The sequence below is a fragment of the Caulobacter sp. BP25 genome (assembly GCF_002737755.1).
Classification (GTDB): domain Bacteria; phylum Pseudomonadota; class Alphaproteobacteria; order Caulobacterales; family Caulobacteraceae; genus Caulobacter.
Genome location: NZ_PEGH01000020.1, coordinates 178,544 through 193,908, shown reverse-complemented (window position 1 = coordinate 193,908; position 15,365 = coordinate 178,544). Strand labels below are relative to the sequence as shown.

Sequence of the window (15,365 nt, the reverse complement as noted above, 5' to 3'; positions counted from 1 at the left end):
AGTCCACACCAAAACCGGTGTTATGTCCATGAGGCGAGGCCGCGACATGTCCTCGCCAAACGCCTGAAATCTGGCGCGACGGCGGAATCGCGCCTAGATATCCGCCATGTCCACGACCGCTCCCCGCCAAACCCGCTGCCTGATCATCGGATCGGGTCCCGCCGGCTACACCGCCGCCATCTACGCCGCCCGCGCGCTGCTCAAGCCCGTGCTGATCGCCGGCATCCAGCCGGGCGGCCAGCTGACCATCACGACAGACGTCGAGAACTATCCGGGCTTCGCCGACGTCATCCAAGGCCCCTGGCTGATGGACCAGATGCGCGCCCAGGCCGAGCATGTCGGCACCGAGCTGGTCAACGACATCGTCACCTCGGTCGACCTGTCCAAGCGTCCGTTCACGGTCAAGACCGACAGCGGCCAGGACTGGATCGCCGAGACGATCATCATCGCCACCGGCGCCCAGGCCAAGTGGCTGGGCCTGGAAAGTGAAGCTAAGTTCCAGGGCTTTGGCGTCAGCGCCTGCGCCACCTGCGACGGCTTCTTCTATCGCAACAAGGAAGTGGTCGTGGTCGGCGGCGGCAACACGGCCGTCGAGGAAGCGCTGTTCCTGACCAGCTTCGCCAGCAAGGTGACCCTGGTCCACCGCAAGGACGAACTGCGCGCCGAGAAGATCCTGCAGGAGCGCCTCTTGGCCCACCCGAAGATCGAGGTGGTCTGGGACAGCGTCATCGACGAGGTCACCGGCGACACCGATCCCATGGGCGTCACGGGCGTGCGCCTGAAGAACATCAAGACCGGCGCGACCACCGAGCTTTCCTGCGACGGCGTCTTCATCGCCATCGGCCACGCGCCGTCGTCGGAGCTGTTCGCCGGCCAGCTGGACACCGGTCCGGGCGGCTATCTGAAGGTCAAGGCCGGCACGGCCTCGACCGCGATCAAGGGCGTCTACGCCGCCGGCGACGTCACCGACGACGTCTACCGCCAGGCCGTCACCGCCGCCGGCATGGGCTGTATGGCCGCCCTGGAAGCCGTCCGCTTCCTGGCCGAGGAAGACCACAAGAAGGCCCACCACCCGATCAGCCACGCCGAGGCGAACAAGATCGGGGTTTGGTAGTCAAATCCTCCCCCACTGGGGGGAGGATTTAATTCAGCGGATTCAGCAAACTCGGCGGCCGAGGCTTGGGTTTCGGCGGCGGCGCGGGCGGCGCGGCGACGGGAGCCGGTGTGGGCTCGCTCACCGCCTCCAGCGCCTTGTTGATCTTGGCGATCTCCTCGGCGGTCGGGATGCGGCGGCCGGCGACCACGCCCTGGGCCACCACGCGCTCTCCGCTCGGCGCATTGGGGTCGGGAACGGTCACCAGCCGGGCGGTGGGCAGGACGAGAGTCGAAACTCCCAGCATCTGGGCCATGGCCCCTGTTATCACGGGCGTCGCCGGCGCGGCTTCGGCGGCCAGCGTTTCGGGCGGCGCTCCTTCGAGGATGCGCGGGTCGGCGGCCATCAGGATGTCGGCCGAGACCGTTTCGTTCCCCGAATAGCGCCCCTTGAACGCAGCTAGCATCCCTGAGGGACCGGTCCAGCGATAGAAGATGTGCTGGCCAAACTGCTTCAGCTTGACCAGGGTCGGGGCCCAGTAAGGGGCGACATAGTCGGCGTGGTAGTGCGTCGCCGTGCCGATTGGCTTGAAGACAAAGCCGTTCAGAGCCCGCTTGGCCACGGCCTCCGCGTTGACCCACATCGCTGGCGCAGGCTCGCGCGCCAGGGAGCCGTCGCAGGCGAAGCTGAACTGGCAGCCGGTCGCCCGGGCTGCGCCTTCGTAGATCACGCCGCAGATCGACTTGGGATAGCCCGGATGCCGCATCCGGTTGATCACCGTCTGGGCCACGGCCATCTGGCCCTCGCTCGGCTCGAAGCCGGCCTCGTAATAGACCGCCTGGGTCAGGCACTTCAGCGCCTTGGCCTTGGCGTCGGTCGAGCCGGTCAGCACGAACGGCTTGGCCGGCTCCAATCCGTCCGGAGACATCGGACGCTGGGCGTTGATGATCCGCGCCGCCTCAAAGTCTGGCTCGCGGTCGCCCAGACGCGGAATGGCCTTGAGGTCGATGACCTCCCAGCCCTCGACGCGGCCCCAGTAGTCCTTGTGGGGGCGGGGATCGTGGCGCTGAGCCAGGGCCAGCATGGCGGGGTCATAGTCGGCGACGTAGCGGGCTAAACCCTTGTCGCTGAAACTGCCGGTCACCCGGAAGAGGCCCGCCTCACGCCCCTCGCCGGCGGCGACATAGTAGGTCGTGGTCGAGCACGCGCAAAGGCCGCCGACGACCAGCAGGGTCGCGGCGGCCTTGCGAACTGGCGATGCGTTCAGAGACCCCACCCCGCCCTCTGGCGGCTACTTGCCGCCGAGCGTGGAGCGAAGCATCCAGGCGTGCTTCTCGTGCGCTTGCAGACGCTGGGTGAAGAGGTCGGCCGTGGCCTCGTCGCCCGCCTCGTCTGGGACCGGGAAGCTGTCGCGCAGGGTGCGGATCACCGTCTCGTTGTCTGCCAGCAGCTCCTTGAGCATGGCCTCCCAATCATTATCGGGATTGCCGTCCTTGATGCTCGAAAGGTTGCCGAAGGCGGCGTAGCCTTGCGGCGCCAGCTCGCCCAGGGCGCGGATGCGCTCGGCAATGGCGTCCAGCGCCGTCCATTCCTCGGTGTACTGGCCTTCCAGAAGAACGTGCAGCGATTGGAAATTCGGGCCCCGAACATTCCAGTGATAGCCGTGCGTCTTCAGATACAGCGCATAGCTATCGGCCAGCACCTTGTTCAGCGCCGCGGCGATGTCGGAGCGTTGTTTGGCGCTCAGTCCGGTGTTCAGCGCGTCGGCCATCGTGATCTCCCGTGTTGCTTGTCTTAGGTAAGCGTGCCCATCTTCCGTGCAAGACATCTTTGCCGGGACGAAGATGGAGAACAAAGACGCCCCGTCCCTTGCCTCCGAGGAGCAAGGACGCATTCACGGCTTGATTAGCGCGTGGCTGATCCCTCCGGTTCCACCACCGGCGCCCCTGTGCGCGCTGGCGGCGCTGATCGGCGTGGCGATGGCCATCCTCATTCGGGTCACCTTGCTGGGCCTGAATGGCGGCGTGGGGGCGACACAGCCCTTCTTCCCCGCAGTGATGATGGTGACGCTCTATGCCGGCTGGCGCTGGGGCCTTGTCCCCACCCTGGCGGGCGGAGTCTTTGGCTGGTGGCTTTGGGGAGGGCGCGAAGGGACGCCGCTGTCCGATGACGAGCTGGCCACCATGGTCATCTACTTGTTGTGCGCGGCGATGGTGGTCGCCGTCGCCGAGGGGCTGCGCGACGCCATGCGGGGCCTAGCCAAGATCAAGAGAGATTTGAATGACGCTGAGGAACGCCTTCGGGTGACCCAGACCGCTGCGGGCGTGGGGCCTTGGGAGTTCAATATCGAAACGGGCGAGCTCTATTTTTCGCCCGCCGCGCGGCGGAACCTGGGCGCGCCTGTCGAAGGGCCCCTCAGCCTGGCCGAGATGGCCCAGTATGTGCACCCGAACGACCGCCCCCTGGCTCAGGCCCGCGTCCAGGCGGCCCTCGCGGGCGCTGAGGAGTACGAGGTCGAGTATCGCCTGGCCGACACCAGCCAGGGCGAGCGGTGGGTTCATGGCCGGGGCGAGGTGATCCGCGACGAGACCGGCAAGCCCAAGCGGATGATCGGTCTGAACTTCGACGTCACCAACCGCCGCCGCGCCGAGGAGCAGGTGCGCGAGAGCGAGGCGCGCTTCCGCAGTCTGGCAGACAGCGCGCCGGCCCTGATGTGGACCACCCGCCCTGGCGGGGTGCGCGAGTTCGTCAACCAGGCCTATGTCCAGTTCGCGGGCCTCTCCTACGACGAGGCGCTGAACCTCGATTGGCGCACGCGGCTTCATCCAGACGACCTGCCTGACCTGCTGAAGGCCCAGATCGAGGGCGAGACCTCACGCAAGCCCTTCAGCCTGGAGGGGCGCTACCTGCGGGGCGACGGTGAGTGGCGCTGGCTGAAGTCGTTCTCGCAGCCCCGCTTCGACCCGACCGGCGCCTTCTCCGGCTTTGTCGGCATCGCCTTCGACATCACAGACGCCAAGCGGGCTGAGGAGAACCTGACCAACATCAACGAGCTGCTCAGCGAACGCGCCGCCTCGGCGGTGGCCGAGCGCGACGCGGCCCAGGCGGCGCTACTACAGGCTCAGAAACTGGAGGCGATCGGCCAACTGACCGGCGGGGTGGCCCACGACTTCAACAACCTGCTGACGGTGGTGATCGGCGCCCTGGACGTGGTCTCGCGCCATCCCGACGATGTCCAGCGGCGTGAGCGGATGCTGGGCGCGGCCCTGGCGGCGGCCAAGCGCGGTGAGAAGCTGACCCAGCATCTGCTGGCCTTCGCCCGCCGCCAACCGCTTAAGCCCGAGGTGCGCCGCGTCGATGGCCTGATCGCCGAGAGCGAGGAGCTGCTCAAGCGCGCTCTGGGCGACGCTTACGGCTTCAAGCTGCGCCTGGGCGCCGGGGTGCGGGCCGCGCGCATAGACGCCGGCCAGTTCGAGGCGGCGCTGCTGAACTTGGTGGTCAACGCCCGCGACGCCACCTCGCCCGGCGGCTCGGTGACCATCAAGTCTGGCGCGGTGACGATCGCCGAACGGAGCGGCGAGCTCGAGCCCGGCGCCTATCTGAAGGTCTCGGTGCGCGACACCGGCTCGGGCATGGACGCGGCCACGATCGCCCGCGCGGTCGAGCCGTTCTTCACCACCAAGCCGCCCGGCGAAGGCACTGGCCTTGGCCTGTCGCAGGTCTATGGCTTCGCCCGCCAGAGTGGCGGCTCGGTCGAGATCGAGAGTGTGGTGGGCGAGGGCTCGACCGTCTCGCTGCTATTGCCGGTGGTTGAGGCAGCCACCGCGGGAGACCCAGCCCAAAAGGTCGATCATATCCGCGCCCAGACGCCCTCCCGCGTGCTGTTGGTTGAGGACGATCCGCAGGTGGCCGAACTGGTTGAGGCGATGCTCAGCGACTTGGGCCACGCGGTCGTTCGCGCCGGCGGCGTCGACGAGGCCCTCGCTCGCCTTGAACAGGATGGGGGCATTCAGCTGGTGCTCAGCGACGTGATCATGCCCGGCGGCAAGAGTGGCGTCGATCTGGCCGAACAGCTGGCCGCCTCGCGCCCTGGCCTGCCGGTAGTGCTGTGTTCGGGATATGTCGGCGGCGACCAGAGCCGCGCCCGCGCCGGCGATTGGCCGTTCATCTCCAAGCCCTTTTCTCTGGAGACCCTGGCCCAGGCGCTCGCCCGAGCGCTGCCGCGCTGAGGCCTGGCTTCAAGACAGCGGTGGGCCGCTGACCGGTATCCGCAGGAACACGCTCCCAGCCGCCGTCGGGGCGGGCAGGGCGCCGGCGCGGATGTTCACCTGCAGCGAGGGTAGGATCAGCGTGGGCGCGGCCAAGGTCGCGTCCCGCGCCTGACACAGGGCCACGAAGTCGGCTTCCTCGACGCCGTCATGGACATGGACGTTGCGCGCCCGCTCCTCGGCCACCGTGGTTTCCCAGCGATAGTCCGCGAGGCCTTCGGGCAGATAGTCGTGGCCAACGAAGATCCTGGTTTCGGGCGGCAGGGCCAAGACCTTGCGGATCGAGCGATAGAGGGTGGTCGCGTCGCCGCCGGGAAAGTCGGCGCGGGCGGTGCCATAGTCGGGCATGAACAGGGTGTCGCCCACGAAGGCCGCATCGCCGATCCTATAGGTAAGGCACGCGGGGGTATGACCAGGCGCATGTAGCGCGCCGATGGAGAACTCGCCCAAAGGCAGGGCGTCGCCTTCGTTCATCAGGACGTCGAACGCCGCGCCGTCGGCGGCGACCTCGTCCCTGGTCTCGGTGACCTTGTTCGGCGCGGCCACCAGCGCCAGCTACGCGGCCTCGGGCCTGGTTGACTGGCCGGTGTTCCTGGCCCTGGTCGCGGGCGGCGTCGTCGGGCGGCGTCGTCGGGCGGCGTCGTCGGGCGGCGTCGTCGGGGGGCTCGTTGGGGCCAAGCTCGCGCCGCTGATGGCCAGTCGGCCGCTGCTGGCGCGGCGCCTGTTCGCGGTGATGATCGTGGTGACGGCCGCCATGTGGCCTGGCGGTCCGCTTGTGTCTCACGTGTCAGCAGAAACAGGGGTTCCCGCCACAAGGGCGGGAATAACGGAAGGTTCTGAAATTCAGCGCTTTATGACCTCCAAAAACGCCGCCGCCGCGCGCTCGGCCCCTAGGCCGTCGCAGACCTGGGCGCTGGCGGCCGACAGCACCGTGCGGCGGTCGGCGCTCGCCAACAGGTCCGCAACCGCCCGAGTGAAGGCCGCCTCGAAGTCCGGCGCGACGACGTCCAGGCAGGGCGCGACGCCCGCCGCCTCAAGCGCCCGCGCGGCTGGCGCTTGGTTGTCGGCCAGGATCAGGGCCAGGGTCGGCAGGGCCAGAACGCAACGCTCCCAGGTGGTCGAGCCGCCGGCGCCGATCGCGAGGTCCGCCTCCAGCGTCAGTCGCGGCATGTCCTGGGTGTCGACGTGGAGGGTCAGGCGCGGGTCCTCAGCGGCGAGGGCGCGCAGGGCCGGCAGGCTGGACGCGGCGCCGCCGACCACGACGTCCAGCGCGGTCTCGCCGACCAGCGGGCGCAGCAGTCCGACGACCCGATCGGTGATCCCGCCGACGTCGGTTAGGCCCAGCGAGACCAGGATGCGCTGTACGGGCCGCCGTTCGGCTCGCCGCGCCAAGGCGGTGTCGCGCAGGGCCGCGAAGGCTGGACGCACCGGCGCGTAGGCGGGGCCCAGCAGCAGGCGCGCGTCCGGCGGGAGAAGGCCCGCATAGTCTTCCGCTTGCCGGGTGGGTCCGGAATCAAGCACCAGGTCGGCTGCCAGCGGTCGATCGGCCAGATCGTCGAGGGCGAGGGCGGGGCGGCCCTTGGCCAGCGTGCGGTGGTCGTTGGCTGACAGGCCGTAGTGATCGAACACTAGAGCGTCGAAACCCGCATTGCTCTCCGCCCGCGTCATGTCCGGCGCGAAGGCGTCCAGCACCGCGCCGACCTCGGGGGCGTTCAAGAAGGCGCAGGTCGCGCCGGCCTGCTCCAGCGCCCGCGCCAGGGTCAGGGACCGCATCACATGGCCGCCGCCGACGCTGGGGCCCGCCGCGCAGACAAGCAGGATCCGGCTCATACCCGCCGGTCGCCCCCGTACTCTTCGAGGTCGGGCCGATCGCGCACGAAGGCCCGCACGTCGTCCGAGGTGAAGGCGTGGTTTCTAGGATAGAGCGCGTCATAGACCGTCGCGACAAACGCGTAGTCGTCTGGGCGGTCGACCGTCCAGCGCACCGCGCCCTGGTCGGGATGGCAGGCCAGGAACACCTGGCGCCAGCGCTCGGGCTGCATGCGGATGTCCCAGGTGACGTGCTCGCGCGCCTCGGGGGTGGCGACCTTAGCCGCCTCGCGCAGGGCCGAGGCGCGCATCACCTCGATGTCGGTCCCCTTGGGCCAGGCGCGGCCGGGGGCGGTGTTGTTGGCGTAGTCGGCGTCGCTGGACAGATAGAGGTCGATCGTGGCGTCGATCAGGTCGGGATCGGCCAGCGGACAGTCGGCGGTCAGGCGCACCACATGGTCGGCGGGGTGGGCGTCCAGCGCGCCGATGAACCGGTCCTGCACGTCGCGCAGCGAGCCCCGGAACACCGGGATCCCCTCGCGCAGCACGGCCTTCTCGATGGCGTCGTCCTCGCGGCCGTCCGAGGTGGCCACGACCAGCTTGTCGATCTTGCGGGCGCGGGCGACGCGCTCGATCTGCCGCACGATCATCGGCTGGCGCACGATCGGCATCAGCACCTTGCCCGGCAGCCGGGTGGAGCTCATGCGGGCCTGGAGGATAGCGACGATCATGGGCGGATGATGGGGTGTCTCGGCGGGAAAGGCCAGCCGCCCTTAAGCCGCCCGGCGCAGGCTTGAGCGCCCCAGCCTGAAGCGGCCCACCAGGGCCATCAGCCGTGCGCCCTGGCCGGCCAGGGCCTGGTCGGCGATGCGGGCGCTCTCGACCATGGCCAGGTTCTGCTGGGTGAAGCGCTCGATCTCGGAGACCTCGGCGTTAACGGTCGACAGGTCCTGAGCCTGTTCGCGCACCGACGAGGCGATGCGGGTGGCGGCGGCGTCGATGCCAGCCATCTGGCCCGCGACGCCGTGCAGGGCCGCGCCGGTCTTTTCGACCAGGGCCACGCCGGCCTGGACGCTAGCGTCCGACTGGCTGATCAGCGTCTTGATCTGCTTGGCCGAGTCCGCCGAGCGCTGGGCCAGGGCCCGCACTTCCTGGGCGACGACCGCGAAGCCCCTGCCGGCCTCGCCGGCGCGCGCGGCCTCGACGCCTGCGTTCAGGGCCAAAAGGTTGGTCTGGAACGCGATCTCGTCGATCAGGCCGACGATGTCGCCGATGCGGCGCGAGGAGGCGTCGATCTCGCCCATGGTCTGGGCGGCCTCGGTGACGACGGCGCCGCCGTCGTCGGCCTCGCCTCGGGCAGAGGCGACCAGGCGGCGGGTCTCGTCGGCCCCGCCGGCGACCTCGCCCATGGCGCCGGTGACCGCGTTCAGCGAGCCGGCCGCGCGCTCAAGCCCCTGGGCCTGACGCTCGGTGCGCCGAGCGAGTTCGCCCGAAGCGTTGGAGAGGGTGTCGCTGGCCGCGCCAATCGCGTCGGCGGCCTCGGCGATCTCGCCGATCGCCTGCTCCAGGCTGGCGACGGCCTTGTTGAAGTCCTGGCGCAGCGGCTCGTAGACGTCGGCGAACGGGCCTTTGATGCGGCGCGACAGGTCGCCGTCGGCCACGGCGGCCAGGGCCTGGCCCACCTCGCGGACGACGCCGGTCTGCTCGTCGATGGATAGGGACAGCGCAACGGCGCGGTCGCGGTCGGCGTCGGCGGCGCGGCGCAGGGCGTCCTGCTCGTCGCGCAGGGCCTGGGCGCGGGCCAGCTCGCTGCGCAGGGTTTCAAGGGCGCGTGCGATCGAGCCGATCTCGTCGGCGCGTTCGGTCTCGGCCACCGGCAGGTCGTAGCGGTTCTCGGCCAGACCTTTCACGGTCTCGCGCAGGGTCACCAGCGGCCGGGCGATCAGCCGGCGCGAGGCCACGGCCAGCACGGCCAGGGAGGCCAGAAGCAGCACAAGGCCGCCGATGGCCAGGCCCAGCGACAGGCGGCGGGCGGGGGCCAGCAGGGCGTCCTCGCTGACGTCGGCCACCACGGCCCAGGTCGCGCCCGAGGCCAGGCGCACCGGCGCGACCAGGCGCTGGGCCTTGCGGCCGTTCAGCTTCACATTGTCGATCATGGCCGGCTGGCCCGAGGCCATGACCTGCTTGACCACGTCCAGGCCCGGATCGGCATAGGCCTTCATGCGCAGGGCAGCATCGGGGTGCGAGACCCACAGGCCGCCGGGCGAGACCAGCATGGCGCGGCCGTCATCGAACGGCTTCATGGCGCTCAGGCGCGCGGCGATGTCGTTCAGCGCCAGATCCGCGCCCATCACGCCCACGGTCTTGCCGCCCGTGATCACCGGATAGGTGATGGAGGTCATCAGCACCATTTTCTGCTGGCCGCCGTCGGCCACGTTGTCGGAATAGGGCTCCAGGATCGCCGGGCGGCCGCTCAGGAAGCTGGTGGTGTAGAAGTCCTGGTTGAACTCATCGTCCTCGCCCTGCTCGGCGCTCAGGGTTTCGCCGTCGCGGACCCAGTAGCCGATGAAGCGGCCCGACGGGGTCGAGCCCAGCTCGGCGCGGCCGGCGACGGCGGCGTCGTCGCCCAGGGCGTTCGGCTCGAACATCAGCCAGCCGCCCAGCATCGCCTTGGACGCCGCCGAGATCGGCTTCAGCTGGGCCATGTAGGCGGCCCGGTCGCGCTGGCCCGAGACGTAGGAGGCCGAGAACATGCCGGCGGCGGCGCGCACCACGGCGTCGGCGTCGTCCAGATCGTTCTTGACCCCCATCGCCGTCTCGGCCGTCATGCTGGCGGCGTAGCGTTCGGCGAGGCCTCGGACGGCTTGGCCGCTGCTGATGCTGATCAGCAGCGAGGCCACGATCAGCAAGACGCCAAGCGCGGCGCCGCCAGCGGCCATCAGCTTTCCGGCGAGCGAAAGCCGCTTGAACGCTCCGGTCATCCCAATTCCCCCAACTCTACTGGGGCGGCACAAGACTTGGTAAACCTTGCAGAACGCTGAACGGCTGGTCATTGGTTAGGCATAGACAAGGGAGAAGTGCGGCATGATCGTCGTCCACCACCTGAACAATTCTCGGAGCCAGCGCGTCCTTTGGCTGCTTGAGGAGCTGGGGGTTCCCTATGAGATCAAGCCCTATCAGCGCGACCCGCAGACCATGCTGGCCCCGCCGGAGCTGAAGGCGATCCACCCGCTAGGCAAGTCGCCGGTGATCAGCGACGGCGACACGGTGATAGCCGAGACGGGTGCGATCATCGAGTACATCATCGGGGTTTACGGCGGCGGAAAGCTTGTCCCCGCATCGGGTGCGCCCGAGCGTCTGCGCTATACCTACTGGCTGCACTACGCCGAGGGCTCGGCCATGACGCCGCTGCTCCTGAAGCTGGTGTTCTCGGCTCTGCCTAACCGCGCGCCGGGGCTGATGAAGCCGATCGTAAAGTCGATCGCCGCCAAGGCCCAAGCCGGCTTCGTCGATCCGCAGCTGAAGACCCACATCGACTATTGGGAAGCCGAGCTTTCCAAGTCGCCCTGGTTCGCGGGCGCCGAATTCACCGCCGCCGACATCGCCATGAGCTTCCCGCTGGAGGCCGGCGCCGATCGCGCGGGGGCGGCCAGCCGTCCGCACGTGAAGGCGTTCCTGGAGAAGATCCACGCCCGGCCTGCCTACCAGCGGGCGCTGGAACGCGGCGGGCCATACGCTTACGCATAGTGGGTTCGACGGCCTGCGACCAAGCGTCGCCGGGGCGTTAAAGTTAAGACTTGGCAAACCGGCGCCCGCGCAATCGTGAGCCTAGCGTCCCGGCTTCCATCCGCGACGTGGAGAGGGAGCACGCCCGCCTTGAGCGTCGCCGCGAAGATGAGAGCGCCCTTGGGGCTGGTCTTTTCGACCCTGGAGACCCAGCGTCAGGCCGGGGGACGGCTGGTCGTCGCCCTGATCTGGAGCATCGTGCCGATGCTGCTGATCGCGCGCCTGGCCACGCACGGCGCGTCCATCGCTTTGGCCGCGGCGACCATCACCCTGGCCCTGATCTCGACCGTGATCCTGCTGCGCGCCGGCGACGGCTCGATCGGCCGGATGTTGATCGGCGCAGCGCTGATGGCGCAACTGTCGCTGCTGATCGCCGCGCTCGCCGGTCATCCGTGGCAGGCCGAGATGCACGTGACCTATTTCGCGGCCCTGGGTCTGCTGGTCATCTACTGCGATTGGGCCGTGATCGCCGCCGCTGCCGCAGCGATCCTAGTATCGCAGGTGGGCTTGTCGTTCTTCGCGCCCCAGACGCTGTTCGAGGGCGCGGCGGCCTGGGGACGTCAGATCGTCCAGGCGGTGGTGGTGCTGGTCGAGGCCAGCGCGCTGATCGCCGTAGCCGCCAGCGTCAATCACCGCTTCGCCCTGGCCCAGCAGGCTCGCGCCCAGGCAGAGGAGGCGGTGGGCGAGGCCCGCGCCGCTCAGGACTCCGCAATCGAGGCTCGGCGCTCCGAGGAAGACAACCGCAAGCGTCACACCGAGGCGTACGAACGGGCTGAAGTCCAGCGCGACGCCGCCATCGCCGCCCTGGGCCAGGCGCTGTCGCACCTGGCGCGCGGCGACCTGACCGCGCGGCTGCACACCCAGTTCGCCGAGGCCTATGAGGCCCTGCGCTCCGACTACAACACCGCCGCCGACCGCCTGGCCGACGCCCTGACCGTGATCGAGAGCCGGGTTGATGGCGTTCGCTCCGGCTCCGACCAGATCGCCGAGGCCGTGCAGTCGCTGGCCCGCCGCACCGAGCGTCAGGCCGCCAGCCTGCAGGCGACCGCCTCGACTATGGGCGATATCACCCTGACGGTCAGTCAGACCGCCTCCGGCGCCAAGAAGGCCGCCGACGTGGTGGCCCGCACCCGCGACGACGCCGAGCGCTCGGGCGAGGTGGTCGAGCAGACCGTCGCGGCCATGACCGCCATCGAAAGCTCGTCCCAGGAAATCACCAACATCATCGGGGTGATCGACGAGATCGCCTTCCAGACCAACCTCCTGGCCCTGAACGCCGGGATCGAGGCCGCCCGCGCCGGCGAGAGCGGCAAGGGCTTCGCGGTCGTGGCCATGGAGGTCCGGGCCCTGGCCCAGCGCTCGGCCGAGGCCGCCAAGGAGGTCAAGCAACTGATCTCGACCTCAACCCAGCACGTCGAGACGGGCGTCGGTTTGGTCGGCCGCACGGGCGAGGCGCTGCAGCGCATGGTGACCCAGATCTCGGAGATCGACGCTCTGGTCTCGGAGATCGCCGGCTCGGCCCAGGCCCAGGCCCAGGGCCTGGGGCAGGTCAACACGGCCGTCGCCGAGATGGACCAGGGGCTGCGAGAGAACGCCGGCATGGTCGAGGAGACCTCCGAGGCGACTCAGACCCTGAACGCCGACGCGGCCCTGCTGGCCGATCTCGTCGACCAGTTCGACCTGCCGCATGGCCCGCCGACCATCGAACGGCTGCGCGCCTAGGGAAGCGCCCGGCGCCCTGACCTGGCCGGGCGTCCAGATCGGACCGCCACGGAACCGCCGCCGCCGGCGCCGCGTTAGGGCGCATCAACCTTAGGCGCCGCAGATGAAATCCGCGCCTCGGCATTCGCCAGGGAGGCCGGACTGAAGTCGCCGGACCAAGCTTCACCTTGACCCGGCCCCCTTGCTTATCGGGAATGGGGCGCCTATCCTCCCAGCCCCCGGTCACGAGCGCCCGCGACCGGAAGTCTTTCCTCTCAAGGCGTCCGAGCTAAAATCCGCAATGGAAAAAGTGCCGATGACCGTCGGGGGTTATCAGACCCTCGACGAAGAACTGAAGCGTTTGAAGACCATCGAACGTCCGTCGGTGATCGCCGCGATCGCCGAAGCGCGCTCGCACGGCGACCTGTCGGAAAACGCCGAGTACCACGCCGCCAAGGAGCGTCAGGGCTGGATCGAAGGGCAGATCGCCGAGATCGAGGACAAGATCGCTCGCGCCCAGGTCATTGACGTCTCGAAGCTGTCTGGCAAGCAGGTCAAGTTCGGCGCCACGGTCAGCGTGGTCGACGAGGACACCGAGGACGAGGCCCGCTACCAGATCGTGGGCGAGCACGAGGCCGACGTGAAGTCGGGCCGTATTTCCGTGTCCTCGCCGCTGTCGCGCGCGATGATCGGCAAGGAAGTCGGCGAGGTGGTCGAGGTCAACACGCCCGGCGGCGTGAAGGCCTACGAGATCACCAAGGTGGAGTGGCTGTAGGGCGTCTCGCCTTAGCCGCGCCACAAGTCTGATTGAACAAGACAAGGCCGTTCCGGGCGCATCTGCCAGGGGACGGCCTTGTTTCGTTTTCTTGCCCCGGGGTGATGACTTGGCCGAAACGCCCAAATCTCCGCCCGCCCTTCCGCTCAAGGTCTGGGCGGTGTCCGACGGTCGCGCCGGCATCGAGGCCCAGGTCGTGGGCCTGGCCGATGCTCTGTCGCGCCTGGTTCCCTGCGAGGTCACGGTCAAACGCGTCGCTTGGAAGGGGCGCACCGGCCGGCTGCCCTGGTGGCTGAACCTCTTTCCCCGCCGCTGGCTGACGCCCGAGAGTGATATCCCTGGTCCCAAGGACGGCGAGGCTTGGCCCGACGTCTGGCTGGCCGCCGGCCGCGCCACCTTGCCCCTGTCGATCCGCGCCAAGCGCTGGTCGGGCGGCAGGACCTATGTCGCGCAGATCCAGGACCCGCGTGTCCCGGCCTCCATGTTCGACCTGGTGATCCCGCCCAAGCACGACCGGCTCTCGGGCGACAACGTTCTGCCGATCACCGGCTCACCGCACCGCGTGACGCCTGAGCGCCTGGCGAGCGAGGCCAAGGTCTTCAAGCGCCTGATCGACCCCCTGCCGCGTCCGCGCGTGGCGGTGCTGATCGGCGGCAAGTCCAAGGCCTTCGACCTTTCCAGCCAGCGCGCCGCCCAGATCGCCCACTCCATCCAGATCCCGCTGGAGCAGGAGGGCGGCTCGCTGATGATGACCTTCTCGCGCCGTACGCCCGAGCCGGCACGAGCCCTGATCACCGCGCGGCTGCGGCATCTGCCGGGCGTGATCTGGAACGGTGAGGGGGCCAACCCCTACTTCGCGTTCCTGGCGGCCGCCGACTACATCCTAGTCACCGAGGATTCCACCAACATGGCCACGGAGGCGGCCTCGACCGGCAAGCCGGTCTTCGTCCTGAAGATGGACGGCTCAAGCCTGAAGTTCCGCCTGTTCCACGAGGAGCTGGAGCGCATGGGGGCGGCGCGTCCCTATGGCGGCGCTTTCCACGGCTGGACCTACGATCCCGTCAACGAGACCGACCGCGCGGCGCGCGAGGTGCTGGCGCGGATGGGCGTGGAAGTTCCGGTCGAGGCGCCTAAGCCCAAGCGCAAGCGCGCTTCTAAGACCCCTCTCCCAGAGGGAGAGGGCGGGGCCCATCCCGACGCAGGCGGGATGGGAGGGTGAGGGGTTTCGACCTCACCGTCAGGCCCCTCTAGAATAAGACCGCATTCAATTCTGACAGGGTGAAACCCCTCACCCTCCCAAGCTTCGCGGCGGGCCCCGCCATCTCTCTAAGAGAGAGGGATTTTGGGATGCTCCAGCGCCTTCAGGTCCGGCTCCACCCAGCCGCGTCTCGCCTCGACCGAAAACAGCCGCTCGCGCGACCAGTAGGTCAGCGGCCAGGCCTTGTCGCCCATCGGGCTCGCCAGCAGGCGCGTGACGGCCTGGGCGTCGCTGGCCCCTGGCGGCAGGGCCGCGACGAAGGCGCGGATGGCGGCCAGATAGGCCTGGGTGATGGTCTCGTGATAGCCGCCCTGGTCGTCGTTCACCCCGCCGACCGAGACGTTGTAGGTCCGGATGATCTCCGGCAGGTCGCGCTCCAGCCCCGCGTCGCGGGTGCGGACCAGGCGCAGTGTGGCGGCCAGGTGCGCGGCGTGCGTCCACTGTTCCTTGGGCAGCGTGTGGCTCACCAGGCCCTCGGCGAGGGCGGCGATGTCTTCGCTCGAGTAGCTCATGGAACGGTGTTAGCCGATGGGGGCGGGTGGAGCCAGAGCGCTCCCTCCGTCTCGCCGCGTATCCGCGACGATCCACCTCCCCCGCACGCGGGGAAGGATGAGCCGTTCCACCTCACCCGTGAAACGGGGGAGGTGGCGCGAGGCGAAGCCTCGTGACGGAGGG

12 protein-coding genes and 1 pseudogene are annotated in these 15,365 nt (G+C 69.0%); 6 read left to right on the top strand and 7 right to left on the bottom strand.

The window, feature by feature from the left end:
- The first annotated feature begins 106 nt into the window (after positions 1-106).
- The gene (gene trxB, locus CSW59_RS19805; protein ID WP_099445682.1) at positions 107-1,114 is read left to right on the top strand and encodes a thioredoxin-disulfide reductase; all 1,008 of its coding nucleotides are present in this window, start codon (positions 107-109) and stop codon (positions 1,112-1,114) included.
- Between the two features lie 28 nt (positions 1,115-1,142).
- Here trxB and CSW59_RS19800 read toward each other — a convergent pair whose 3' ends face one another.
- Positions 1,143-2,369, bottom strand: a complete 1,227-nt coding sequence (locus CSW59_RS19800; protein WP_099445681.1) for a cell wall hydrolase — start codon at positions 2,367-2,369, stop codon at positions 1,143-1,145.
- A 15-nt stretch (positions 2,370-2,384) separates the two neighbouring features.
- The gene (locus tag CSW59_RS19795; protein ID WP_201722868.1) at positions 2,385-2,864 is read right to left on the bottom strand and encodes a Dps family protein; all 480 of its coding nucleotides are present in this window, start codon (positions 2,862-2,864) and stop codon (positions 2,385-2,387) included.
- A 73-nt stretch (positions 2,865-2,937) separates the two neighbouring features.
- Here CSW59_RS19795 and CSW59_RS19790 point away from each other — a divergent pair, with 73 nt between their 5' ends.
- Positions 2,938-5,322 carry a PAS domain-containing sensor histidine kinase gene (locus CSW59_RS19790; RefSeq protein ID WP_099445680.1) on the top strand — a complete coding sequence of 795 codons (2,385 nt, stop codon included), beginning with the start codon at positions 2,938-2,940 and terminating at the stop codon, positions 5,320-5,322.
- Positions 5,323-5,331: 9 nt separating this feature from the next.
- Here the strand turns inward: CSW59_RS19790 and CSW59_RS19785 are convergent.
- The 4 genes and pseudogenes from CSW59_RS19785 to CSW59_RS19765 form a co-directional block, all read right to left on the bottom strand.
- Positions 5,332-5,859: pseudogene (locus CSW59_RS19785) on the bottom strand (MBL fold metallo-hydrolase); the annotation flags it as partial.
- Positions 5,860-6,204: 345 nt separating this feature from the next.
- The gene (pseG, locus tag CSW59_RS19775) at positions 6,205-7,191 is read right to left on the bottom strand and encodes a UDP-2,4-diacetamido-2,4,6-trideoxy-beta-L-altropyranose hydrolase (RefSeq protein ID WP_099445679.1); all 987 of its coding nucleotides are present in this window, start codon (positions 7,189-7,191) and stop codon (positions 6,205-6,207) included.
- The gene (locus CSW59_RS19770) at positions 7,188-7,901 is read right to left on the bottom strand and encodes a cytidylyltransferase domain-containing protein (protein ID WP_099445678.1); all 714 of its coding nucleotides are present in this window, start codon (positions 7,899-7,901) and stop codon (positions 7,188-7,190) included. The genes pseG and CSW59_RS19770 overlap by 4 nt, the downstream gene beginning before the upstream one ends.
- A 42-nt stretch (positions 7,902-7,943) precedes the next feature.
- A complete protein-coding gene (locus tag CSW59_RS19765; RefSeq protein ID WP_201722876.1) occupies positions 7,944-10,157 on the bottom strand; it encodes a methyl-accepting chemotaxis protein in 2,214 nt (737 codons plus the stop codon).
- Between the two features lie 97 nt (positions 10,158-10,254).
- Here CSW59_RS19765 and CSW59_RS19760 point away from each other — a divergent pair, with 97 nt between their 5' ends.
- The 4 genes from CSW59_RS19760 to CSW59_RS19745 all read left to right on the top strand — a co-directional run bounded on the left by CSW59_RS19760 (position 10,255) and on the right by CSW59_RS19745 (position 14,651).
- Positions 10,255-10,917, top strand: a complete 663-nt coding sequence (locus CSW59_RS19760; RefSeq protein ID WP_099445676.1) for a glutathione S-transferase family protein — start codon at positions 10,255-10,257, stop codon at positions 10,915-10,917.
- 147 nt (positions 10,918-11,064) lie between these two features.
- Complete coding sequence (locus CSW59_RS19755) at positions 11,065-12,678, top strand: methyl-accepting chemotaxis protein (RefSeq protein ID WP_143755026.1); 1,614 nt, start codon at positions 11,065-11,067, stop codon at positions 12,676-12,678.
- Between the two features lie 280 nt (positions 12,679-12,958).
- Entirely contained in the window at positions 12,959-13,432 is a 474-nt protein-coding gene (greA, locus tag CSW59_RS19750; RefSeq protein ID WP_099445675.1) for a transcription elongation factor GreA, read from the top strand.
- Positions 13,433-13,541: 109 nt separating this feature from the next.
- On the top strand, positions 13,542-14,651 hold the full coding sequence (locus CSW59_RS19745) for a mitochondrial fission ELM1 family protein (protein ID WP_236632278.1): 1,110 nt from the start codon (positions 13,542-13,544) through the stop codon (positions 14,649-14,651).
- A gap of 107 nt (positions 14,652-14,758) precedes the next feature.
- Here CSW59_RS19745 and CSW59_RS19740 read toward each other — a convergent pair whose 3' ends face one another.
- The gene (locus CSW59_RS19740; RefSeq protein WP_099445674.1) at positions 14,759-15,202 is read right to left on the bottom strand and encodes a hypothetical protein; all 444 of its coding nucleotides are present in this window, start codon (positions 15,200-15,202) and stop codon (positions 14,759-14,761) included.
- Between the last annotated feature and the right edge of the window lie 163 nt (positions 15,203-15,365).